The sequence below is a fragment of the Pseudomonas sp. Wu6 genome (assembly GCF_019891515.1).
Taxonomy (GTDB): Bacteria; Pseudomonadota; Gammaproteobacteria; order Pseudomonadales; family Pseudomonadaceae; genus Aquipseudomonas; species Aquipseudomonas orientalis_A.
Window position 1 is genome coordinate 31450 of sequence record NZ_JAFLXH010000030.1, and the last position, 24553, is coordinate 56002.

19 protein-coding genes and 2 tRNA genes are annotated in these 24553 nt (G+C 58.8%); 16 read left to right on the top strand and 5 right to left on the bottom strand.

What is annotated here, in order from left to right; all coding sequences use genetic code 11:
- The first annotated feature begins 30 nt into the window (after nt 1-30).
- From rlmE to J1G34_RS19750, 16 genes are all read left to right on the top strand, one after another.
- Nucleotides 31-681: a 23S rRNA (uridine(2552)-2'-O)-methyltransferase RlmE gene (gene rlmE / locus J1G34_RS19675; RefSeq protein WP_003235041.1), complete on the top strand. Its 651-nt coding sequence runs from the start codon at nt 31-33 to the stop codon at nt 679-681.
- A gap of 200 nt (nt 682-881) precedes the next feature.
- Nucleotides 882-2792, top strand: coding sequence for an ATP-dependent zinc metalloprotease FtsH (gene ftsH / locus J1G34_RS19680; protein ID WP_057725015.1), 1911 nt, complete (start codon nt 882-884; stop codon nt 2790-2792).
- An 8-nt stretch (nt 2793-2800) separates the two neighbouring features.
- A complete protein-coding gene (gene folP, locus J1G34_RS19685) occupies nt 2801-3652 on the top strand; it encodes a dihydropteroate synthase (RefSeq protein WP_122461928.1) in 852 nt (283 codons plus the stop codon).
- 16 nt (nt 3653-3668) lie between these two features.
- Nucleotides 3669-5006: a phosphoglucosamine mutase gene (gene glmM / locus J1G34_RS19690; protein WP_065883941.1), complete on the top strand. Its 1338-nt coding sequence runs from the start codon at nt 3669-3671 to the stop codon at nt 5004-5006.
- Nucleotides 5007-5072: 66 nt separating this feature from the next.
- Entirely contained in the window at nt 5073-5828 is a 756-nt protein-coding gene (gene tpiA, locus J1G34_RS19695; protein ID WP_057725018.1) for a triose-phosphate isomerase, read from the top strand.
- 4 nt (nt 5829-5832) lie between these two features.
- Nucleotides 5833-6216, top strand: coding sequence for a preprotein translocase subunit SecG (gene secG / locus J1G34_RS19700; RefSeq protein ID WP_010206600.1), 384 nt, complete (start codon nt 5833-5835; stop codon nt 6214-6216).
- Between the two features lie 21 nt (nt 6217-6237).
- A tRNA-Leu gene (locus tag J1G34_RS19705) sits at nt 6238-6323 on the top strand.
- 96 nt (nt 6324-6419) lie between these two features.
- Nucleotides 6420-6496: transfer RNA gene (locus J1G34_RS19710), tRNA-Met, on the top strand.
- Between the two features lie 140 nt (nt 6497-6636).
- Nucleotides 6637-7095: a ribosome maturation factor RimP gene (rimP, locus tag J1G34_RS19715; protein WP_003235029.1), complete on the top strand. Its 459-nt coding sequence runs from the start codon at nt 6637-6639 to the stop codon at nt 7093-7095.
- Nucleotides 7096-7142: 47 nt separating this feature from the next.
- Nucleotides 7143-8624 carry a transcription termination factor NusA gene (gene nusA / locus J1G34_RS19720; RefSeq protein ID WP_057725019.1) on the top strand — a complete coding sequence of 494 codons (1482 nt, stop codon included), beginning with the start codon at nt 7143-7145 and terminating at the stop codon, nt 8622-8624.
- A gap of 27 nt (nt 8625-8651) precedes the next feature.
- Nucleotides 8652-11165: a translation initiation factor IF-2 gene (infB, locus tag J1G34_RS19725; RefSeq protein WP_065883943.1), complete on the top strand. Its 2514-nt coding sequence runs from the start codon at nt 8652-8654 to the stop codon at nt 11163-11165.
- A 159-nt stretch (nt 11166-11324) separates the two neighbouring features.
- Entirely contained in the window at nt 11325-11720 is a 396-nt protein-coding gene (gene rbfA, locus J1G34_RS19730; protein ID WP_065883945.1) for a 30S ribosome-binding factor RbfA, read from the top strand.
- 3 nt (nt 11721-11723) lie between these two features.
- Nucleotides 11724-12641, top strand: a complete 918-nt coding sequence (gene truB / locus J1G34_RS19735; RefSeq protein ID WP_003176136.1) for a tRNA pseudouridine(55) synthase TruB — start codon at nt 11724-11726, stop codon at nt 12639-12641.
- Between the two features lie 115 nt (nt 12642-12756).
- Nucleotides 12757-13026, top strand: coding sequence for a 30S ribosomal protein S15 (rpsO, locus tag J1G34_RS19740; protein WP_003176135.1), 270 nt, complete (start codon nt 12757-12759; stop codon nt 13024-13026).
- Nucleotides 13027-13220: 194 nt separating this feature from the next.
- On the top strand, nt 13221-15326 hold the full coding sequence (gene pnp / locus J1G34_RS19745; protein ID WP_049711495.1) for a polyribonucleotide nucleotidyltransferase: 2106 nt from the start codon (nt 13221-13223) through the stop codon (nt 15324-15326).
- Between the two features lie 296 nt (nt 15327-15622).
- A complete protein-coding gene (locus tag J1G34_RS19750; RefSeq protein WP_065883947.1) occupies nt 15623-16243 on the top strand; it encodes a BON domain-containing protein in 621 nt (206 codons plus the stop codon).
- A 417-nt stretch (nt 16244-16660) separates the two neighbouring features.
- On the opposite strand, the gene J1G34_RS19755 is transcribed toward J1G34_RS19750, so the two are convergent.
- The 5 genes from J1G34_RS19755 to panB all read right to left on the bottom strand — a co-directional run bounded on the left by J1G34_RS19755 (nt 16661) and on the right by panB (nt 24346).
- Complete coding sequence (locus J1G34_RS19755) at nt 16661-19594, bottom strand: DUF748 domain-containing protein (RefSeq protein ID WP_222994523.1); 2934 nt, start codon at nt 19592-19594, stop codon at nt 16661-16663.
- Nucleotides 19595-19682: 88 nt separating this feature from the next.
- Nucleotides 19683-20699, bottom strand: coding sequence for a class I SAM-dependent rRNA methyltransferase (locus tag J1G34_RS19760; protein WP_065892268.1), 1017 nt, complete (start codon nt 20697-20699; stop codon nt 19683-19685).
- Nucleotides 20700-20807: 108 nt separating this feature from the next.
- Complete coding sequence (pgi, locus tag J1G34_RS19765; RefSeq protein WP_065883953.1) at nt 20808-22472, bottom strand: glucose-6-phosphate isomerase; 1665 nt, start codon at nt 22470-22472, stop codon at nt 20808-20810.
- Between the two features lie 225 nt (nt 22473-22697).
- The gene (gene panC / locus J1G34_RS19770) at nt 22698-23549 is read right to left on the bottom strand and encodes a pantoate--beta-alanine ligase (RefSeq protein ID WP_065892270.1); all 852 of its coding nucleotides are present in this window, start codon (nt 23547-23549) and stop codon (nt 22698-22700) included.
- Entirely contained in the window at nt 23546-24346 is an 801-nt protein-coding gene (panB, locus tag J1G34_RS19775; protein WP_065883957.1) for a 3-methyl-2-oxobutanoate hydroxymethyltransferase, read from the bottom strand. Before panB ends, panC begins: the two co-directional genes overlap by 4 nt.
- Nucleotides 24347-24553: the final 207 nt, after the last annotated feature.

Sequence of the window (24553 nt, forward strand, 5' to 3'; positions counted from 1 at the left end):
TCACGACCCGTTTTATTTTCGAGGTGGCCCGTGGCCCGTTCCAAAACCAGCCTTAAGTGGCTACAAGAGCATTTCAACGATCCTTACGTCAAAAAGGCGCAGAAGGACGGCTACCGTTCCCGGGCCAGCTACAAATTGCTGGAGATCCAGGACAAGGACAAATTGATCCGTCCCGGCATGAGCGTTATTGACCTGGGCGCGGCCCCGGGTGGCTGGTCCCAGGTGACCAGTCGTCTGATTGGTGGGCAGGGCCGCTTGATCGCTTCAGACATCCTGGAGATGGACAGCATCCCGGATGTGACCTTTGTTCATGGTGATTTCACCCAGGACAGCGTGCTCGCAGAGATTCTTGAGGCGGTGGGAAATTCGCAGGTAGACCTTGTGATTTCCGACATGGCCCCCAATATGAGTGGATTACCGGCCGTCGATATGCCGCGTGCCATGTTCCTGTGTGAATTGGCGCTGGACCTGGCGGGTCGGGTACTGCGTCCTGGTGGTGATTTCCTGGTGAAAGTCTTCCAGGGCGAAGGGTTTGACGAGTACCACAAGAACATCCGCAAGCTGTTCGACAAGGTGCAAACACGCAAGCCCGACTCTTCCCGGGACAGGTCCCGGGAGCAATACCTGCTCTGTCGCGGCTTTCGCGGCGTTGAAGGTGCGGCGAGCGAAGAGCGTTTTTGAGAGATTCGAGGAAGGCGATAGGTTTTTTTATATCGCTTTCGTCATGAAGCTTTACGATTATTGTGTAGTCAAAGTTTCACAAAGGGTTACAGACGGCGCCTGCCAGTGGTGTAGGTAATGTAGTAAGTTAGGCCGGTGAATATCATGCGAAGCGCGCGCCAGTAGCGGAGCTTGCTTCAGAGGGTAGTTAATTGAACGATATGGCAAAGAATCTGATCCTGTGGTTGATCATCGCGGCTGTCCTGGTGACGGTGATGAACAACTTCTCCAGCCCTAACGAGCCGCAGACCCTCAACTATTCCGACTTCATCCAGCAAGTTAAGGATGGCAAGGTCGAGCGCGTGGCGGTTGATGGCTACGTGATTACCGGCAAGCGTATTGATGGCGACAGCTTCAAGACCATTCGTCCGGCCATTCAGGACAACGGTCTGATCGGCGACCTGGTGGACAACAAGGTCGTTGTGGAAGGCAAACAGCCTGAGCAGCAGAGCATCTGGACCCAGCTCCTGGTAGCCAGCTTCCCGATCCTGGTGATTATCGCCGTGTTCATGTTCTTCATGCGCCAGATGCAAGGGGGTGCGGGAGGCAAGGGCGGGCCGATGAGCTTCGGCAAGAGCAAGGCACGCCTGCTCTCCGAGGACCAGGTGAAAACCACCCTGGCGGATGTCGCCGGTTGCGACGAAGCCAAGGAAGAAGTCGGTGAGCTGGTCGAGTTCCTGCGTGATCCGGGCAAGTTCCAGCGCCTGGGCGGACGCATTCCTCGTGGCGTACTGATGGTCGGTCCGCCGGGTACCGGTAAAACCTTGTTGGCCAAGGCGATTGCCGGCGAAGCCAAGGTACCGTTCTTCACCATTTCCGGTTCTGACTTTGTCGAGATGTTCGTCGGTGTCGGTGCCAGCCGTGTTCGCGATATGTTCGAACAGGCCAAGAAACACGCGCCATGCATCATCTTCATCGACGAAATCGATGCCGTGGGTCGCCATCGTGGCGCCGGCATGGGTGGCGGTCATGACGAGCGTGAGCAGACCCTCAACCAGTTGCTGGTGGAGATGGACGGTTTCGAGATGAATGACGGCATCATCGTCATCGCTGCAACCAACCGTCCTGACGTACTGGACCCTGCGCTGCTGCGTCCTGGCCGTTTCGACCGCCAGGTGGTGGTAGGCTTGCCGGACATCCGCGGTCGCGAACAGATCCTCAAGGTCCACATGCGTAAAGTGCCAATGGGCGACGACGTGGCCCCGGCCGTGATTGCCCGTGGTACCCCAGGCTTCTCCGGTGCTGATTTGGCCAACCTGGTCAACGAGGCTTCGTTGTTCGCAGCCCGTACCGGCAAGCGCATCGTTGAAATGAAAGAGTTCGAATTGGCCAAGGACAAGATCATGATGGGCGCAGAGCGCAAATCCATGGTCATGTCCGAGAAGGAAAAGCAGAACACTGCGTATCACGAAGCGGGTCACGCCATCGTGGGTCGAGTTGTGCCTGAGCATGACCCGGTCTACAAGGTCTCGATCATTCCACGTGGTCGTGCCTTGGGCGTGACGATGTTCCTGCCGGAAGAGGATCGTTACAGCCTCTCCAAGCGTGCGCTGATCAGCCAGATCTGTTCGCTGTACGGCGGTCGGATTGCGGAAGAGATGACGTTGGGCTTCGACGGTGTCACCACCGGCGCTTCCAACGACATCATGCGCGCCAGCCAGATCGCCCGGAACATGGTGACCAAGTGGGGTTTGTCGGAGAAACTCGGTCCGTTGATGTATGCCGAGGAAGAAGGCGAAGTATTCCTGGGGCGTGGCGGTGGCGGTCAAAGTGCCAGTTTTTCGGGCGAGACAGCCAAGCTGATCGACTCCGAGGTGCGCAGCATCATTGACCAGTGCTATGGCACGGCCAAGCAGATCCTCACCGACAACCGCGACAAGCTGGACGCGATGGCTGATGCGCTGATGAAATACGAGACTATTGATGCCGATCAGATCGACGACATCATGGCGGGGCGTACGCCTCGTGAGCCTCGCGATTGGGAAGGTGGTTCAGGTACCTCGGGCACTCCGCCAGTGGTGCAGAATGAACGTCCTGAAGCTCCGATCGGCGGCCCGGCGGCTGACCATTAAGGTTTGAAATGATTTCTGCGTCGTCCTCCACCCGGTTGCCTTGCGGCAACCGGGTTCTTGATTTGGCCCATACGCATGTCATGGGCATTCTTAATGTAACTCCCGACTCGTTCTCCGATGGCGGCCGCTTCAGTCAGCAGGATGCCGCGTTGCGTCATGCCGAGGCGATGGTGGCTGCCGGCGCGACGTTGATTGATGTCGGCGGCGAGTCGACTCGGCCGGGTGCCCGCGTTGTTTCTCCTGTGGAGGAGCTGGAGCGGGTGGCGCCGATTGTCGAGCGCATTGCGCGCGAGCTGGATGTGATCATCTCGGTGGACACGTCAACGCCGGCGGTGATGCGGGAAACTGCACGCCTGGGAGCGGGCCTGATTAATGATGTGCGTTCATTGCAGCGCGACGGTGCCCTCGACGCCGCTGCGGCGACCGGCCTGCCCGTGTGTCTGATGCATATGCTGGGAGAACCCGGCAATATGCAGGATAATCCGCACTACAACGACCTGGTTGGCGAGGTAAGTCGCTTCCTCGCTGACAGAGTCGCCCAGTGCGCGTCAGTGGGCATTGGCGCTGAAAAGATCATTCTCGATCCCGGGTTTGGCTTCGCCAAGACCCTGCCGCATAATTTAAGCCTGTTCAAGCATATGCAAGCCCTGCACGCCCTTGGTCGGCCTCTTCTGGTCGGTGTTTCGCGCAAGAGCATGATAGGGCAGGCCCTGAATCGCCCGGTGGGTGAGCGGCTGTATGGCGGCCTCGCGCTGGCTGCGCTTGCCATGACCAAGGGCGCTCGTATTTTGCGTGTGCATGATGTCGCCGAGACGGTGGACGTGGTGCGCATGATTGCCGCTGTAGAATCAGCCGAATAAGAATGATGGAGCACTCATGACTAAGAAATATTTTGGCACCGACGGTATCCGTGGTCGGGTCGGTGAATACCCGATTACCCCAGATTTCATGCTCAAGCTGGGTTGGGCGGCAGGCATGGCATTCCGCAGCATGGGCGCGTGCCGCATCCTGGTGGGCAAGGACACGCGTATTTCCGGCTACATGTTTGAATCCGCGCTGGAGGCAGGGTTGTCCGCCGCGGGTGCCGACGTGATGCTGCTGGGCCCCATGCCTACACCGGCGATCGCCTACCTGACGCGTACCTTTCATGCTCAAGCCGGTATCGTGATCAGTGCTTCGCACAATCCGCACGATGACAATGGCATCAAGTTTTTCTCGGGGCAGGGCACCAAGTTGCCGGACGAGATCGAGCTGATGATCGAAGAGCTGCTGGATGCGCCGATGACGGTGGTTGAGTCCAGCAAGCTGGGCAAGGTGTCGCGTATCAACGATGCCTCCGGTCGCTACATCGAATTCTGTAAAAGCAGCGTGCCGAGCAGCACCAATTTCGCCGGGCTGAAGATCGTCGTCGATTGTGCCCACGGTGCGACGTACAAGGTGGCGCCGAGTGTATTCAAGGAGCTCGGTGCGCAAGTCACTGTGCTGTCGGCTCAGCCCAACGGGTTGAACATCAACGACAACTGCGGTTCCACGCACATGGAGCAGTTGCAGGCGGCGGTTCTGGCCGAGCATGCGGACCTGGGTATCGCCTTTGACGGCGATGGCGACCGCGTGTTGATGGTCGATCACACCGGCATGGTCGTGGATGGTGATGACCTGCTGTTCATCATTGCCCGCGACTTGCATGAGCGTAACAAGCTGCAAGGGGGTGTCGTCGGTACGCTGATGAGTAACCTGGGGCTTGAATTGGCGTTGGCTGAATTGGGGATTCCCTTCATTCGCGCCAATGTAGGTGACCGTTACGTGATTGCCGAGTTGCTGGAACGCAATTGGCTGATTGGTGGTGAAAACTCGGGGCATGTCGTTTGCTTCCAGCACACCACCACGGGCGACGCAATCATCGCCGCGCTGCAGGTGTTGCTGGCCTTGCGTCGTCGCGAAGAGAGCCTCGCGCAGGCGCGACAGGCGCTGCGCAAGTGTCCGCAGGTGCTGCTCAATGTGCGTTTCGGCGGTGGCGAAAACCCAATCGAGCACCCCTCTGTCAAGGAAGCGTGCGAGCGTGTAACCCAGGCAATGGCGGGGCGTGGGCGGGTGTTGTTGCGCAAGTCCGGCACAGAGCCTCTGGTGCGTGTCATGGTCGAAGGCGAGGACGAAACACAGGTTCGCGGCCATGCCGAAGACCTGGCAAAACTGGTAACTGAAGTTTGCGCCTGAATTCGGCTTGCCAGTGATGGTGTGGTTGGGTAACATCTGCGCCCACTTTGACCGACGGGGTACAGCATGCGTCGCACGATGGTAGCTGGTAACTGGAAGATGCACGGTACCCGCGCCAGTGTCGCTGAGCTGATCAATGGCCTTCGTCACCTGGCCTTGCCTGGCGATGTGGATGTTGCGGTTTTCCCGCCTTTCCTGCATGTCGGCCAAGTGGTTGATGGCTTGAAAGGTCAGTCGATTCAGGTCGGTGCGCAGAATTGCGCGGTGGAACCCGCCCAAGGTGCGTTGACCGGTGAGATTGCGCCGAGTCAGTTGGTTGATGCCGGTTGTGCCTATGTGCTTGTTGGGCACTCCGAGCGCCGCCAGTTGATGGGTGAAAGCGATCAGATGCTCAACCGCAAGTTCGCAGCGGCACAGGCTTGTGGTTTGATCCCGGTGTTGTGCATAGGGGAAACCCTTGAGCAGCGCGAATCGGGCAAGACGCTTGAAGTTGTCTCGCGTCAGCTGGGCAGCATCATCGAGGAACTGGGTGTTGGTGCGTTTGCAAAGGCAGTAATCGCTTACGAGCCGGTCTGGGCCATTGGTACCGGGCTGACTGCTACACCGCAACAGGCGCAGGATGTGCACGCCGCCATCCGCGCGCAGTTGGCGGCAGAAAATTCTGAAGTCGCACAAGGTGTGCGGCTTCTATACGGCGGCAGCGTGAAGGCGGCCAATGCGGTCGAACTGTTCGGCATGCCGGATATCGATGGGGGGCTCATTGGTGGAGCTTCCCTGAATGCAGATGAGTTCGGTGCGATCTGTCGCGCCGCGGGAAACTGAAAAAATGCTGGAAACAGTCGTAGTCGTTTTTCATCTGTTGGCTGCCCTGGGCGTAGTTGCCCTGGTTTTGTTGCAACAGGGTAAAGGTGCGGATGCTGGTGCGTCTTTCGGTGCAGGTGCTTCAAATACTGTATTCGGAAGCCAAGGTTCCTCTACCTTTCTTAGTAAGTTTACTGCTATACTTGCCGCCGGTTTCTTCATAACCAGCTTGGGGTTAGGTTACTTTGCTAAAGAGAAGGCTCATGTGCTGACTCAAGTAGGTTTGCCAAACCCAGCAGTGTTGGAAGTACCAAAAGCAAAACCGGCTTCTGATGATGTCCCGGTGCTTCAAGAGCAAAAGTCGGCTACTCCAGCGACTGACGTGCCTCCAGCTCAAGAGCAGAAGTAAGAAGGTTGTAAACGCTGTATTGCCGAGGTGGTGGAATTGGTAGACACGCAACCTTGAGGTGGTTGTGCCCATAGGGTGTAGGGGTTCGAGTCCCCTTCTCGGTACCAATTATCAGGAGAGCCCGCTGTTGCGGGCTTTCTTGTAGGTGGAAGGTTACATTGACCCTGTAAGGGATCGGTCGTATACTTCCGCCCCAGCTTTGTCGCGGGGTGGAGCAGTCTGGTAGCTCGTCGGGCTCATAACCCGAAGGTCGTCGGTTCAAATCCGGCCCCCGCAACCAGTTTTAGCGGAGCCCCTTTTAAGGGGCTTTTTGTTAGCTGGACACTTTCAACGCCGCTGTTCGACGGCGTTTCAAGGATGGGCGTTTCGCCCATTTTTTTATTTTGCACAGCATGCACATACATGCACGAGGGGGTTCAGGTGTCGAGCAAGCTAGAAGAGTTGCAGGCCTTGCTGGCCCCGGTGGTCGTGGCCCTAGGCTATGAATGCTGGGGTATTGAGTTTTCGGCTCAAGGTCGCCACTCAATGTTGCGCGTTTATATCGATAAAGAGGGCGGCGTGCTGGTGGACGATTGTGCAATTGTCAGCCGTCAGATCAGCGGTGTCCTGGATGTTGAAGATCCGATTTCCGTTGAATACACCCTTGAAGTTTCCTCGCCAGGCATGGAACGCCCACTGTTCACTATTGATCAGTTTGCAAAATTTGCCGGTGAACAAGTGAAGATCAAGCTGCGCTCCCCGTTCGAAGGGCGACGCAACTTTCAGGGCCTTCTGCGCGGTGTAGAAGAGCAGGATGTCGTGGTGCAGGTAGAAGACCACGAGTTCCTGTTGCCGATCGATATGATCGACAAGGCCAACATTATTCCCAGTTTTGACTGAGACGCGGATCCCGCGGATCCAATGGCTTGCGAAAGGCGAGGCGTACGATGAGCAAAGAAGTACTGCTGGTTGTTGAGTCGGTATCCAATGAAAAGGGCGTACCGGCAAACGTGATTTTTGAAGCGCTGGAGCTGGCCCTGGCCACTGCTACCAAAAAGCGTTTTGAAGATGAAGTTGATCTGCGTGTGGAAATCAACCGCCACACCGGTGCCTATGAGACTTTCCGTCGCTGGACGGTCGTCGAAGAAGCCGATCTTGATGATCCGGCGATTGAAACCTGGCCGAGCAAGGTTGCGCAAACGCACCCTGGCGCCAACGTCGGTGATGTCGTCGAAGAAAAGATCGAATCGATCGAGTTCGGCCGTATCGCTGCACAGACCGCCAAGCAGGTCATCGTGCAGAAGGTTCGCGAAGCCGAGCGTGCTCAAGTCGTTGACGCCTATCGCGAACGCCTGGGTGAAATCATCTCCGGTACCGTGAAAAAAGTAACCCGCGACAACGTGATCGTCGACCTGGGCAACAACGCCGAAGCGTTGCTGGCCCGTGAAGACATCATCTCTCGCGAAACCTTCCGTGTCGGCGTGCGCTTGCGTGCGCTGCTCAAGGAAATCCGCACCGAGAACCGCGGCCCTCAGTTGATCCTGTCGCGTACCGCGCCGGAAATGCTGATCGAGCTGTTCCGTATCGAAGTGCCGGAAATCGCCGAAGGCCTGATCGAAGTCATGGCTGCGTCCCGCGACCCGGGTTCGCGCGCCAAGATCGCGGTCCGTTCCAAGGACAAACGCATCGACCCGCAGGGCGCTTGCATTGGTATGCGCGGTTCGCGCGTCCAGGCAGTGTCGGGCGAATTGGGCGGTGAGCGTGTGGACATCGTCCTGTGGGACGATAACCCGGCGCAGTTCGTGATCAACGCCATGTCGCCGGCTGAAGTGGCGGCAATTATCGTTGACGAAGATGCCCATGCAATGGACATCGCCGTTGGCGCAGACAATCTGGCTCAGGCCATTGGTCGTGGTGGTCAGAACGTGCGTCTGGCCAGCCAACTGACCGGTTGGACCCTGAACGTGATGACCGAATCGGACATCCAGGCTAAGCAGCAAGCTGAAACCGGTGACATCCTGCGCAACTTTATCGAAGAGCTGGAAGTCGATGAAGATCTGGCGCAGGTGCTGGTAGATGAAGGCTTCACCAGCCTGGAAGAGATTGCCTACGTACCGTTGGAAGAAATGCTCAACATCGACGGCTTTGACGAAGACACCGTCAACGAGCTTCGCGCTCGGGCCAAGGATCGTTTGTTGACTAAAGCCATCGCTACTGAGGAAAAGCTGGCAGACGCCCATCCGGCCGAAGACCTGCTCTCGCTTGAGGGTATGGACAAGGATTTGGCGATGGAACTGGCGGTGCGCGGCGTAATTACCCGCGAAGACCTGGCCGAGCAGTCTATTGACGATCTGCTCGACATCGACGGCATTGACGAAGATCGTGCCGGCAAGTTGATCATGGCCGCCCGAGCCCATTGGTTCGAGTAATTAGGCGCGGCCTGAGGAGAGAAGTGCATGACGCAAGTCACGGTGAAACAACTGGCCGATGAGGTCAAAACACCGGTAGAGCGCCTGTTGCAGCAGATGCGTGAGGCAGGTCTGCCGCACACCGCCGCCGAGGAACATGTGAGCGACAGTGAGAAGCAGTCTTTGCTGACTCACTTGAAAAGCAGCCACAAGGCGAAAGTGGAAGAACCGCGCAAGATTACATTGCAGCGCAAAACTACCAGCACCCTGCGTGTTGCAGGTAGCAAGAGCATCAGCGTTGAAGTACGCAAGAAGAAAGTCTTCGTACAGCGCAGCCCGGAAGAAATCGAAGCCGAGCGCAAACGCGAGCTGGATGAACGTCGCGCAGTAGAAAATGCTGCTCGTCAGAAGGCTGAAGAAGAAGCCAAGCGTCGCGCCGAAGAAGAAGCGCGTCGCCAGCCTGCTGCTGCGCAACCTGCCAGCACTGAAGCGGTCGCCGCTCCTGTTGAAGCGGTGCGTGAGGCTGCCCCGGTGGCTGCCGCACCTGCTCCTGCAGCAGATCGCAAGCGCGACGAACCTCGTCGTCCGGACAAACCACGTGCCGACGATAACAATCGTCGCGGTGGTGGCGGTGATGGCGAGCGTAAAAACGCTCCGCATCGCGCCTCGGTCAAAGAGAAAGCGCCTGCGCCACGCGTTGCCCCACGTACCACCGACGAAGAAAGCGACAGCTTCCGTCGTGGTGGTCGCGGCAAGGCCAAGCTGAAAAAGCGCAATGCCCACGGTTTCCAGAGCCCAACCGGCCCGGTCGTGCGTGATGTGCAGATCGGCGAGACCATCACCGTTGGCGATCTTGCCAATCAGATGTCGGTCAAGGCGGCTGAAATCATCAAGTTCATGTTCAAACTGGGTACCCCAGCGACCATCAACCAGGTGCTTGATCAGGAAACTGCTCAACTGGTAGCCGAAGAACTGGGCCACAAAGTGACCCTGGTCAGCGACACCGCCCTGGAAGATTCCCTGGCCGAGTCCCTGAAGTTTGAAGGTGAGACGTTCTCCCGTGCGCCGGTCGTGACCGTAATGGGCCACGTTGACCATGGTAAGACGTCGCTGCTCGACTACATCCGTCGTGCCAAGGTAGCGGCTGGCGAAGCCGGTGGTATCACCCAGCACATCGGTGCGTACCACGTTGAAACCGAGCGCGGCATGGTCACCTTCCTCGACACCCCGGGTCACGCCGCGTTTACCGCAATGCGTGCCCGTGGTGCCAAGGCGACCGACATCGTGATCCTGGTGGTTGCAGCGGACGACGGCGTAATGCCGCAGACCATTGAAGCTGTCCAGCACGCCAAGGCCGCCGGTGTTCCACTGGTGGTTGCAGTGAACAAGATCGACAAGCCGGGCGCCGATCTCGATCGCATCCGTAGCGAACTGTCGGTTCACGGTGTGACGTCCGAAGAGTGGGGCGGTGATACGCCGTTCGTTTCGGTCTCGGCCAAAGTCGGTACCGGTGTGGACGAACTGCTCGAAGCGGTGCTGCTGCAAGCCGAAGTACTCGAACTGAAAGCAACCCCATCGGCCCCAGGCCGCGGTGTTGTGGTTGAATCGCGTCTCGACAAGGGTCGTGGCCCGGTTGCTACCGTACTGGTTCAAGACGGTACCCTGCGCCAAGGCGACATGGTGCTGGTCGGTTCGAACTATGGCCGCGTGCGTGCCATGCTCGACGAGAACGGCAAGCCAATCAAGGAAGCCGGTCCTTCCATCCCTGTCGAGATCCTCGGCCTGGACGGTACCCCGGACGCTGGCGACGAGATGAGTGTGGTTGCCGACGAGAAGAAAGCCCGTGAAGTGGCTCTGTTCCGTCAAGGCAAGTTCCGCGAAGTCAAACTGGCTCGTGCTCACGCCGGCAAGCTGGAAAACATCTTCGAGAACATGGGCCAGGCAGAGAAGAAGACGCTCAACATCGTCCTCAAATCTGACGTACGTGGTTCCCTCGAAGCGTTGAACGGCGCCTTGAACGGCCTGGGTAACGACGAAGTGCAAGTGCGCGTTGTCGGTGGCGGTGTCGGTGGTATCACCGAATCCGACGCCAACCTGGCACTGGCTTCCAACGCTGTACTGTTCGGCTTCAACGTGCGTGCCGATGCCGGCGCTCGCAAGATCGTCGAGCAGGAAGGCCTGGACATGCGTTACTACAACGTCATCTACGACATCATCGAAGACGTCAAGAAAGCCCTTACCGGCATGCTTGGCAGTGACGTCCGGGAGAACATCCTGGGTATCGCCGAGGTGCGTGACGTGTTCCGCTCGCCGAAATTCGGCGCGATCGCCGGTTGCATGGTTATCGAAGGTACGGTGCACCGTAACCGTCCAATCCGTGTACTGCGTGAAGACATCGTTATCTTCGAAGGCGAGCTGGAATCCCTGCGCCGCTTCAAGGATGACGCTTCCGAAGTACGTGCCGGCATGGAATGCGGTATCGGCGTCAAGAGCTACAACGACGTCAAGCCTGGCGACAAGATCGAAGTCTACGAGAAGGTTCAGGTTGCTCGCAGCCTCTAACTCGCGCACTTCCGGAGCCACGCCGCGTGTGGGCATGCAGATGCCCCGCGTAGCGTACGGACTCTAAACGCAACGCCCGGTCTGGCTTTTGTCAGGCCGGGCGTTTGCCGCTTTCAGACCCCACGGGTTTCACCGTGTGGCAGTAACAGGTAACAAGACATGGCAAAAGAATACAGCCGTACCCAGCGTATCGGCGATCAGATGCAGCGCGAGCTGGCTCAACTGATCCGTCGCGAAGTCAAAGACCCACGCGTTGGCCTGGTCACCATCACCGCCGTTGAAGTGAGCCGTGACGTGGGTCACGCCAAGATCTTCATCACCGTGATGGGCCAGGACAACAGCGAAGAAATCGCGCAAAGCATCAAGGTGCTCAACGCCGCCGCAGGTTTCCTGCGCATGCAGTTGGCCCGTGAAATGAAGTTGCGCAGCGTTCCCCAGTTGCACTTCCACTACGACGAAAGCGTCGTGCGTGGCGCGCACCTGTCGGCATTGATCGAGCGCGCCGTGGCTGAAGACAGCCAGCATCCGTCCACACCTGAAGACGCCAAGGAGTAAGCGGTGGCTCAGGTCAAACGTATCCGCCGTAACGTCAGTGGCATCATTCTGCTCGACAAACCCATTGGCTTTACCTCCAATGCCGCGTTGCAGAAGGTCCGCTGGCTGCTCAATGCCGAGAAGGCCGGGCACACCGGCAGCCTCGATCCCCTGGCCACCGGCGTACTGCCGTTGTGCTTTGGCGAGGCGACCAAGTTCTCGCAATACCTGCTCGATTCCGACAAGGGTTATGAAACCCTGATGCAACTGGGCAAGACCACCACCACGGCCGATGCTGAAGGTGATGTCCTGCAGGTTCGCGATGTGACCGTTGGTCGTGCCGATATTGAAGCCGCCTTACCCGCTTTCCGTGGGCAAATCAGCCAGATACCGCCGATGTACTCGGCGCTCAAGCGTGATGGCCAGCCTCTTTACAAGCTGGCGCGTGCCGGTGAAGTGGTGGAGCGCGAACCGCGTTCTGTTACTATTGCCCGGCTGGAATTGCTCGCCTGTGAAGGTGACACTGCCCGATTGGCGGTGGACTGCAGCAAAGGCACCTATATCCGTACCCTGGTGGAAGATATTGGTGAGCAACTGGGCTGTGGCGCATACGTTGCCGAACTGCGACGTACACAGGCCGGCCCTTTCACCCTGGCCCAGACGGTCACGCTGGAAGAGCTCGAAGCGGTACATGCCGAAGGCGGCAATGAGGCGGTTGATCGCTTCCTGATGCCGTCGGACAGCGGTTTGCTGGATTGGCCATTGCTGCACTTTTCGGAGCACAGCGCGTTCTACTGGCTCAACGGCCAGCCGGTACGCGCCCCGGATGCCCCGAAATTCGGCATGGTGCGAGTACAGGATCATAACGGTCGCTTTATCGGTATCGGTGAAGTGAGCGAAGACGGGCGCATCGCGCCGCGTCGACTGATTCGGTCAGAATGACCGAACGAGTGTGGCTGTTAACAGGCATGGTCAACACTCATTTTTAGATACAGGGATTTGTCCCTGGCCTGTTGAAACCGCCCTCTGGGTGGTTTCCTGAAAAAAGGATTGCCTCATGGCTCTCGACGTTCAAGAAAAAGCACAAATCGTAGCTGACTATCAGCAAGCTGTTGGTGACACTGGTTCGCCAGAAGTGCAAGTTGCACTGCTGACCCACAACATCAACAAACTGCAAGGTCACTTCAAGGCCAACGGTAAAGATCACCACTCCCGTCGTGGTCTGATCCGCATGGTAAACCAGCGCCGTAAGCTGCTGGACTACCTGAAAGGCAAGGATCTGGGTCGTTATCAGGCTCTGATCGGTCGCCTGGGTCTGCGTCGCTAATCAGCGATTGCGCTAGAGGTTGGTTGTCTGCCGTGTGTCAGTGGGATTCCCGCTGGCCCATGGCAGGCTCCCAGCCTCAAGTTTTATCTGGATACACGTTTTACCCTGGACAAGGGTTGGGCCGATTCCCGACGTTGCCCAAGAATTTCGCAAGAAGACAAGTTCCCCAAGAGCCACAAAGAAGGTAGGACACCGTGAACCCGGTTATCAAAAAATTCCAGTTCGGTCAGTCGACCGTTACCCTCGAGACAGGCCGTATCGCCCGTCAAGCCTCCGGCGCAGTGCTGGTTACCGTTGACGACGACGTTACCGTACTGGTGACCGTGGTTGGCGCCAAGACCGCTGACCCGAGCAAAGGCTTTTTCCCTCTGTCCGTTCACTACCAGGAAAAAACTTACGCTGCCGGTAAGATCCCTGGCGGTTTCTTCAAGCGCGAAGGCCGTCCTTCCGAGAAAGAAACCCTGACTTCCCGACTGATCGACCGTCCGATCCGTCCGCTGTTCCCGGAAGGCTTCATGAACGAAGTGCAGGTTGTCTGCACCGTCGTTTCCACCAGCAAGAAAACCGATCCGGACATCGCTGCGATGATCGGTACTTCGGCTGCCCTGGCTATCTCGGGTATCCCGTTTGATGGCCCGATCGGCGCCGCCCGTGTTGCGTTCCACGAAAGCACCGGCTACCTGCTGAACCCGACTTACGAGCAACAAAAAGCATCGAGCCTGGACATGGTCGTTGCTGGTACCTCGGAAGCCGTATTGATGGTTGAATCGGAAGCCAAAGAGCTGACCGAAGACCAGATGCTGGGCGCCGTGCTGTTTGCCCACGACGAGTTCCAGGTGGTGATCAACGCCGTCAAGGAACTGGCTGCCGAAGCTGCCAAGCCAACCTGGACCTGGGCTCCACAACCAGAAGCCACTGCGCTGCTGGGCGCTATCCGTGCCGAGTTCGGCGACGCGATCTCCCAGGCTTACGCCATCACCGTCAAGGCCGACCGTTACGCTCGCCTGGGCGAGCTGAAGGATCAGGTTGTCGCCAAGCTGTCCGGTGAAGAAGGCCAGCCTTCTTCCAGCGAAGTCAAAGCGGCTTTCGGTGAAATCGAATACCGCACCGTTCGCGAAAACATCGTAAACGGCAAGCCACGCATCGACGGTCGCGACACGCGTACCGTGCGTCCGCTGAACATCGAAGTCGGCGTTTTGCCGAAGACTCACGGTTCGGCGCTGTTCACCCGTGGTGAAACCCAGGCCCTGGTGGTCGCGACCCTGGGCACCGCCCGTGACGCGCAACTGCTGGACACCCTGGAAGGCGAGAAAAAAGACCCGTTCATGCTGCACTACAACTTCCCTCCGTTCTCGGTGGGCGAGTGTGGTCGCATGGGCGGTGCTGGTCGTCGTGAAATCGGTCACGGCCGTCTGGCCCGTCGTTCGATCGCCGCGATGCTGCCGGCTGCCGACGTGTTCCCGTACACCATCCGTGTTGTGTCGGAAATCACCGAATCCAACGGTTCCAGCTCCATGGCTTCGGTTTGCGGCGCTTCCCTGGCACTGATGGACGCCGGTGTACCGATGAAGGCACCGGTTGCCGGTATCGCCATGGGCCTGGTTAAAGAAGGCGAGAAATTCGCCATCCTGACCGACATCCTGGGTGACGAAGACCACCTGGGCGACATGGACTTCAAGGTAGCCGGTACCGCCAAAGGCGTAACCGCGCTGCAGATGGACATCAAGATAAAGGGCATCACCGAAGAGATCATGGAGATCGCTCTGGGCCAAGCCCTGGAAGCGCGCCTGAACATCCTCGGCCAGATGAACCAGATCATTGGTCAGTCGCGTACCGAGCTGTCGGAAAATGCTCCGACCATGATCGCGATGAAAATCGACACCGACAAAATCCGTGATGTCATCGGTAAAGGCGGCGCGACTATCCGTGCGATCTGTGAAGAAACCAAGGCTTCGATCGATATCGAAGACGACGGTTCGATCAAGATCTTCGGCGAAACCAAGGAAGCGGCTGAGGCAGCACGCCAGCGCGTCCTGGGTATCACCGCTGAAGCCGAGATCGGCAAGATCTACGTCGGTAAGGTTGAGCGCATCGTCGACTTCGGCGCATTCGTCAACATCCTGCCGGGCAAGGATGGTCTGGTTCACATCTCCATGCTGAGCGACGCTCGCGTTGAGAAAGTGACCGACATTCTGAAAGAAGGCCAGGAAGTGGAAGTGCTGGTACTGGACGTGGACAACCGCGGCCGTATCAAACTGTCCATCAAGGACGTAGCAGCAGCCAAGGCTTCGGGCGTTTAACTAGCCGCAAGCGTCACGCTGCAGAAAAGGACTCTTCGGAGTCCTTTTTTTATGAGCGTGGGAAAATGGAAGAGAATCAGCTGTTTAGCCCTGCGCAAAAGCCGCAACTTGCATGCAGGCACGATGGACTTCATGCAAGTTGCACGATTCCGAAAATTAGCGTTTTTTATAACTGGTTGTTTTATAAGGGTTTTTATATTTCTGGCGACTTGGCACACTGCCTGCAATATCCCTGTTAGCGCTTCAGTACCAAGATTTATGTACTGCAGTCTTTTAATAAAACAGGAGTTACTCGTATGAAGAAGTTCGCTCTCGCTACTGCTACCGCTCTGACTCTGGCCATGGGTGCTAACGTAGCCTTTGCTCAGACTTCCCAAGCCCCTATGACTCTGGCGGCCGGCGAAGCCACCCAGGCTAAGGAAAGCGTTTCGGATACTTGGATCACCACCAAAGTCAAAGCTGACCTGCTGACTGAAAAAGGCATTCCAGGTTCGGACATCATGGTTGAAACCAACAAAGGTGTGGTTTCCCTGTCCTCCAAAGTAGCCGTTTCGGACTCGCAGAAAGCGACTGCCGTAGCGATTACCAAGAAAATCAAAGGTGTAACCGCAGTTTCTGCTGACGGCTTGCTGGCTGGCGGCGCTACCAAGGCTGACGGCATCGACAAAACCAAAGGTGCTGCTCATGACGCTGGCGAGGCGACTAGCGATACCTGGATCACCACTAAAGTAAAAGCTGATCTGGTTACCGAGAAAGGTATCCCTGGCACCGACATCAAAGTTGAAACCAACAAAGGTGTTGTGTCCCTGTCGTCCACAGCGGCTGTGACTGCTGCGCAGAAAGAAACTGCTGTAGCGATCGCCAAGAAAATCAAAGGCGTTAAAGCTGTATCGGCTGATGGCCTGAAAGCTCAGTAACGCTACCGATTGCGTCTGAACTGAATGGCGGCGGCTTAGGGTGAGTTAGATTTCCACCCGAGGCACCTCTGGAGTTCATGCGACCGACCACACGGATGTGGTCATTACAGGCCCCGGCACTTGTGTCGGGGCCTGTTTTATTGTGGGAGGGGGCTTGCTCCAGATGGCGGTGTATCAGTCAATCTATCACTGACTGACCTACCGCAATCGGGGGCAAGCCCCCTCCCACATTGGGTTACTCGGCATCCCGATGCATTGGCGCCAGCGCCCGAGCATCTTTCTCCGCCTGCCCCTGCTGAACAACACGGGCGAGGAGCAAAAAATGTGGGAGGGGGCTTGCCCCCGATAGCGGTGTATCAGTCAACATCTCTCTGACTGACCTACTGCAATCGGGAGCAAGCCTCCTCCCATATTTGGTTACTCGGCATCCAGGTGCATCGGCGTCACCACCCGACCATCTTTTTCCGCCTGTCCCAGCTGCGCATCAATGAAGTACACGCGGTCGTCTTCCAGCTTAGCCTTGTCCACCAGGTAATCCTTGATGGTGCTGGCCCGGTCCTGGCCGAGCTGGCGCAGCAGCACGTCACTGCCACTCCAGAACTTGATCACGCCGTCCTTGAGCCTGGCCGCGCGCTCATCGTCGCCCAGGCCTTTCCATTCGGCCGGTGGTTGTTGTTTCAGGCGTGTGCGGTAAATGCCTTCCAGCAAAGGCGCCTTTTCCTTCTCGGGTACCACAAGCAACGATGCCTGGGCCGGGACTTTATCGCCGCGACGCTGCAGGATTTTGTAGTAGTTGTATTGGTACTCACGCTCCAGTCGTTGCGCGGCCAGGAACGGGCCGTCACTGCCGGCCGCTGCGGTGCCTTCGATTTCCAGGCGCAGGGCAGGGCGTTCCTTAAGTGCCTTGGCCAGCGTGTTAAGGGCTCCTTCGGCGTTTTTATCCAGTTCACTGGAGCCCGCCGCAAACGACACACTCCCCAGGTCTTGCGAACCGCCGCCGGTGACCAGCCCACCAATGAACTTGAAGGGCGCCGTCGCGGCACGCACCACGAGGTTGCGCAAGGTCTGCCACACAATCGGCATGACGCTGAATTGCGGGTTGTTCAGGTCACCGCTTACCGGCAGCTCGATGGAAATCTTGCCGTCGCTGTCCTTGAGCAAGGCCACCGCCAGGCGAATCGGCAAGTCCACCGCATCGGCGCTGTCGACTTTCTCGCCCAGTTGCAGTTGCTCGACCACCACCTTGTTTTCAGCTTTCAACTGGCCTTTGGTGATCATGTAATGCAGGTCCAGGTTCAAACGACCTTTGCGGATTCGGAAACCTGCGAATTTGCCCGAGTACGGCGTCAGGGTGGTCAGCTCGACCCGTTTGAAGCTGGTCGCGATGTCCAGCGCCGCCATAGGGTCAAACGGGTTCACGCTGCCCTTGATGGTCACTGGCGCGTAGCGGTCCACCTTGCCCTTGATGTCGACGCTGGCCGGTTTGGCCTGGCGACTGTCGATGGTGCCGATCTGGCCGTTAAGTTGTTGAATCGCGGTAGCGAAGTTGGGCGTAAGGCTGAAGTCGGCGAAATTGGCCGAGCCGTCGTTGATCGCGACCTGTCCGACGTGGATACCCAACGGTTTGTCTTTGCTTGCAGCCGGCTTGGCTGCCGATTTGTTCCCGCTGTCGGCAGGCTGCGGGATCAGCAGGTCGTCGATATTGGTGGTGCGGTCCTCGTTGATCATGAAGCGCGCATAGGGTTGCAGCAGGTTGACCTTGTCGATCGACAGGCTGTCGCCATGCTGGTAATTGACGCCTTCCAGCACCAGACGCTGCCATTTGAGAAAGTCACGGGACTTGAGGGTGTCGAGCGTGTGCAGCTGATCCACTTGCGCGCGGCCGGTGACTTGCAGGGTCAGCGGCTCGGTACTCTTGAGGTTGACATCCAGGTTGCTGCCCAGCATGCCGCTGCGCAGTTCCAGCCGGATGAACGGGCTGATATAGGATTGAGCGACGCGCAGGTCGATGTCCTGGGTATTCACTTTCAGCCTGGCGCTGACCGGATTGAGGTTGACCTCGCCGGTTGCCTGGATCTTGCCTTGCTTGCCCAGGCCGCTGTCGACCTTCAAGGAAAAAGGGCGTTGGTTGAGGCTGTCGAAGTTCTGCACATCGACGTTCAACGGGCCCAGATCCAGGGCTACCGCAGGCTTGGCCTGGCGGTCAGCCAGGTGCACCTGGTAGTTGCGCAGTTGCACATCCTTGAGCAGCACTTGCCAGGGTTTGCTAGGCGCTGCCGGTGGCGCTTCAGGTGAGTCGGCAGTCGCGGGCGCGGAGGCCGGTTCCGGCGTCTTGGCCGGTTTGCCGGGTTGGCTGGCGAACAGCTTCTGCCAGTCCAGTTGCCCATCAGCCTCGCGGGCGGCCCAGGTTTCGAGTTTGTTGCTGCGGATCTTGCCGATCACTACCTGTTGCTTGGCCAGGTCCACCGTGGTCTCGCTGACGTCCAGGCGCTCCAGGCGGGCCAATGGCCGGCCATCCGGCGCCTTGATCGCAAAGGGCGCAATGCTGGCGGTGGTGTTGGTCAGGTTCAGTTCGGTCTCTTTGGCCAGGCTAAACTTATAGTGGGTGCTGAAATTGAGCACACCGTCCTCAAGCACCAGCGGCACGGCATCGCGCACATACGGCCACCAGGCTTTCATTTTGCCGTCGGTGACTTTCAGCGAGCCTTCGGAGGTGATGGGCACCAGGCTGAAGTTGCCCTTCCAGTCGATCTGTCCGCCCTGGGGGCCGGCGGCCACCAAGGTCATGTCGGCGTTATCTTCCGGCAAGGTGCTGAGGTTTTTCAGCTCGAAGTCGAGTTTGTCGTAGAGAAATTCGATGGGTTCGCTGGGTCGCAGGTCCCGAAAGTGCACATAGCCGCCCGCCAGCCTGATGCTGTCGATACGCAGCGGGAAAGGCTTGGCGTCGGGATCGGCAGGGGTTGGCTCGCTTGGGGGCAATTTGAACAATTGCGCCAGGTTCAACTGGCCGGACTTGTCGAAGAGCAATTCGGTCCTGGGCTGCTCGAGTTGAACATCGGCCAGGTGCAGGGCGCGGGTCCAGAGGCTGTCGATCTGCAGGTTGGCATAGAGGCGCTCGAAACCCACCTGTTCCTTACCCGGCTCACCGATCTTCAGGCCCCATAGCGTCAGCTCCAGGCTGAACGGGTTGAGTTCGATACGCTCGATACGCGCCGGCACCGTTGCGTAATTGGCCAACTGCTGGTTGGCAATACGAAGGGCGATGCCGGGCAGAATCAGAAAGCCCAGCACGCTATACACAGCAAGGGCGGTCAACAAGGCGCCTATGGCGCGGAACAATCCTTTGGGCATGGGTGACAGCCATCTATGTCGAACGAGAGTGCCTTGGAGTATGGCACGTGATTTCGGTTCCGAAGAACCGCGAGGCCTGGGAAACTTCCTACAATTGCAGGATCAGGGTCTTCAGCGGAGGTTGCTGGTCTTTCGACGGAAAGTCCGCGCCTGGCGCCATGATCTGCCAGTCGCGTACGGGGCGACCGGCTTTTTCCGCGCAACGCAGCACCTGTTCGCGCCAGTCGTCCATGCTCACTTTCGCCAGGTTGTTGCAGCAAATGAGCACACCATTATCGGCGGTTGCCAACAGTGCGGGCTTGAGCAGGCTTTGGTAGTCGCGCAACAGGTCGACGGTACCGAAGGCGCTTTTGGCCCAGGCGGGGGGATCGAGCAGGACCAGGTCATACTGGCGCTGTTCCAGGCGCGGATAGCTCGGCAGTTTCTGGCCACGACGCTGAGTGACAGGGAGGCCGGCCAATTGGCGAATCGCCGGGAAGTAATCGGACTGTACGAAGGCCATGGTCGGCAACTGCGGGTTAAGCAGACCGTTCTCGCGCCCCACGGCGAGGTTGCCCTCGGCAAAGTCCAGGTTGCAGACTTCGCGTGCGCCACCGGCTGCCGCGCTCAAGCCTACGCCACAGGTGTAGGCGAACAGGTTGAGCACGCTTTTACCGGCGCTGTGGTCCTTGACCCAGCCACGGGTGTTGCGCAGGTCAAGGAACAGCAGCGGGTCCTGTCCGGCATGCCGCCCACGCACTCGGTAGTTGAGGCCCCATTCGTGACCGACCAGATCCTCCAGCGCGGCAGGTTCGGCGCGGTACACGCTGTCTTCACGGTCGATCCGTGAGTTGCCACGGGAGCGGTCGTTGTACACCAGCAGCAGCTCCAGGCCCAGGTATTGACTGATCAATTGGTGCAGGTCCAGCAGATCAGCGGTTTGCAGGGATTGGTGGAAGCTTTGCACCAGCAATTGCGGGCCGTAGCGATCGATCGTCAGGCCACCGGCGCCTTCCTGGCTGCCGTGGAACAGCCGGTAGCAATCGGTGCCCTGGGCATGCAGTTCACTGATCAGGTCTTGGCGATGGTCGAGGGCGGCGCGCAGCGCCTGGTTCAAGGAAGTCATGGAGCGCGCCTTGCTTGCGGGGGAATGAGGACAATGGGGGCGCGCAGTTTAACAGCCCCGGCCTGAACAGGCCGGGGGTTATTTCGAGGCTAGCGGTTCAGGCGTTGATCAGCCGCGGTGACGACCGCGGAAGTAGTTGATCAGGCCCTGGGTCGAAGCATCTTCGGCCGAGGTTTCTTCGGCGCCGGTCAAGCGATTGTAGACGCCTTTGCCCAGTTCCTTGCCCAGCTCGACACCCCATTGGTCGAAGGCGTTGATGCCCCAGATGACGCTCTGGACGAATACCTTGTGTTCGTACATGGCGACCAGCGCGCCCAAGCGGCGCGGGCTGATGCGTTCGACCACGATCGTGTTGCTCGGACGGTTGCCCGGGATCACCTTGTGAGGCGCCAGTTTCTGCACGTCGGCCTCAGGGATGCCCTTATCGCGCAGCTCCGCTTCGGCTTCGGCGCGTGTCTTGCCAAGCATCAGCGCCTGGCTCTGGGACAGGCAGTTGGCATACAGCCACTGGTGGTGGTCGGAGACCGGGTTGAAACTGACGATCGGCACAATGAAGTCGGCCGGGATCAGTTGGGTGCCCTGGTGCAGCAACTGGTGATAAGCATGCTGGCCGTTGCAACCTACGCCGCCCCAGATGACCGGGCCGGTATCGGTGGCGACCGGCGTGCCGTCCTGGCGCACGCTCTTGCCGTTGGACTCCATGTCCAGCTGCTGCAAATGCTTGGTGATGTTACGCAGGTAATGGTCGTACGGCAGGATCGCATGGCTCTGCGAACCCCAGAAATTGCCGTACCACACGCCCAGCAGGCCCAGCAGCACCGGCATGTTGTCTTCGAACGGCGCGTTCTGGAAATGCTGGTCCATGGTGTAGGCACCGGACAGCAGCTCCTTGAAGTTGGACATGCCGATCGCCAGGGCGATCGGCAAGCCGATTGCGGACCACAGCGAGTAACGACCACCGACCCAGTCCCACATCGGGAAGATGTTTTCTTCGCGAATGCCGAACGCGACGGCCGCCGCGTTGTTGCTCGACACCGCGATGAAGTGGCGGTACAGCTCGGCTTCCGAGCCACCCTGGGCCAGGTACCAGGCGCGGGCGGCCTGGGCGTTTTTCAGGGTTTCGAGGGTGTTGAAGGATTTCGACGAGACGATAAACAGCGTGGTCTCGGCGCGCAGCTTCATGGTCAGTTCGTGGAACTCGCTGCCGTCGATGTTCGCCAGGTAATGGCAGCGTACGCCCTTATGGGCGTAGGACAGCAGCGCTTCGGAGACCAGCTCCGGGCCGAGGAACGAACCACCGATGCCGATGTTTACCACGTCGGTGATCGGCTTCTCGGTGTAGCCACGCCACAGGCCGTCGTGGATACGGCCGACCAGGTCAGTGATCTGGTTCAGCACCTTGTGCACGTCGGGCATGATGTTCACGCCGTTGACCGACAACTTGTCGCCCACCGGGCGGCGCAGGGCGGTGTGCAGCGCCGGACGGCCTTCGGAGGAGTTGACCGGCTCGCCGGCATACAGCGCGTTGATCGCGTCTTTAAGGCCGACTTCGTTGGCCAGGCCCACCAGCAGGTCGCGGGTTTCGCGGGTGATCAGGTTTTTCGAGTAATCGAGGAAAAGCCCGCAGCTGCTCAGGGTGAATTCGGAGAAACGCTGGGGGTCGGCATTAAAGGCCTCGCGCATGCTGAAATCCTGCATGGCTTGGCGATGTTGATCGAGCGCGTGCCAGGCGGGCAGCGCGGTAACGTCATGAGGGGTGCGGTAGTACGCCATCGCTGCGGGTTTCCTTTTATTACGGGGACTGCCTTTAGGACACTTCAAAGCCCGAAACCTCCAGTCTTTTAACACGCGACGGGGTTCCAGACAGCGCTAACCAGGAGCGCAGGGCGATTACATTAAACCTAGCGTGTCGATATGTCTTGGCTTTGTCTGCGCTGATGCCGGTACTTTTTTATACCGGCATAGCGATGAAGGCAATCGGCGGGGTGTCGAGCAGGGTCAGTTGAGGTTCAGGTGCAGGTTGTCGATCAGGCGTGTCGTGCCCAGATAGGCCGCTACCAGGATCACGATGTCCCGGTCTTCGGGCGTGGCCGGACGCAAGTGCACGCCTTGACGCACTTCCAGGTAGTCCATGCGCAAGCCGGCGGCTTCGATCTGCCGGATGTGCTCGGCGCGCAGTGTGGCGAAATCCCGCTCACCGCTCTTGATGGCGTTGGCCATCTGGCTGAGGCTGCGGTACAGCACGGGGGCAATTGCGCGTTGCTCCTGGGTGAGATAACCGTTGCGCGATGACAGCGCCAGGCCATCGGCGGCACGTACGGTCGGCTCGCCGATGATCTGGATCGGCATGTTCAGGTCATGCACCATGGCGCGGATCACCGCCAGTTGCTGGTAGTCCTTCTGGCCAAATACGGCCATATCCGGCTGGACCATGTTGAACAGCTTGCTGACCACCGTGGCGACGCCTTCGAAATGCCCTGGGCGGCTGGCCCCACACAGGCCTTCGGACAACTGGGGGACGCTGACGCGGGTCTGGCCGGTCATGCCGCCGGGGTACATTTCATCGACGGTTGGCGCGAACAGCAGGTTGCAACCGGCTTGCAGCAGCATTTCCTGGTCGGCGGCAAGGGTGCGCGGGTATTTGTCCAGGTCTTCGCCGGCGCCGAATTGCAACGGGTTGACGAAAATGCTCGCCACGACGAAGTCCGATTGCTGCGCGGCCTTGCTCACCAGGGTGGCGTGGCCACTGTGCAGGTTGCCCATGGTCGGAACGAAGCCGATGCGCTTGCCGGCACTGCGCGCGTGGGTCACGGCGGCGCGCAGTTCACGTAGGGTTTTAACGGTGTTCATGCAGAAAATCCGTGTTCGGTGCCGGGAAAGGTCACGGCTTTGACTTCGCTGACGTAAGCGCTCAGTGCGGCGTGAATGCTGGGCTGGCCGGCCATGAAGTTTTTCACGAACTTGGGCACGTGGCCGCTGATCGACAAGCCGAGCATGTCGTGCAGCACCAGCACCTGGCCGTCGGTGGCGGCGCCGGCACCGATGCCGATCACCGGTACTTTGACGGCCTGGGTGATTTCGGCAGCCAGTTCACTGGGCACACACTCCAGCAGAATCATCGCGGCGCCGGCTTGTTCCAGGGCGATGGCATCGGCACGCATCTGGCGTGCCTGGGCTTCATTGCGGCCCTGTACCTTGTAGCCGCCGAGCAGGTTGACCGACTGCGGCGTCAGGCCCATGTGCGCGCATACCGGGACGCCGCGCTCAGCCAGCAGGCGGATCGACTCGGCGAGCCATACGGCGCCTTCGACCTTGATCATGTGCGCACCCGCCTGCATCAGTTTGCCGGCGTTCTGGAAGGTCTGTTCGAGGGTGGCATACCCCATGAACGGCAGGTCGGCGATGATAAACGCACCGTCATTGCCACGCTTGACGCTGGCGGTGTGGTACGCGAGTTCGTCGGTGGTGACGGGGAGTGTGCTGTCATTCCCTTGAAGTACCATGCCCAGGGAGTCGCCTACCAGCAACACCTCGACCCCGGCCTGACAGCTGGCGTGGGCGAAGGTAGCGTCGTAGCAGGTCAGCATGGTGATTTTTTCACCTTTGAGCTTGAGGCTCTGCAAGGTGGTCAGGGTAATGTCTGGCATGAAAAGGGTCCTCGTTCAGGCGCTTGGAAACAACGAGTAACGCGCGTGAGTCTTCGTTTATACAGGCGCACTGTCTTGAGAGCAGTGCTTATAAGGCCTGGATTGCGCCCTTCAGCGCCGGGCTGGCAGCAGCGGGACGCCTATAGTCGTGAGGAGGACACGGGAAGTCAATTGGATGTGTTACCGCATTGTTACGATGACGGTGTT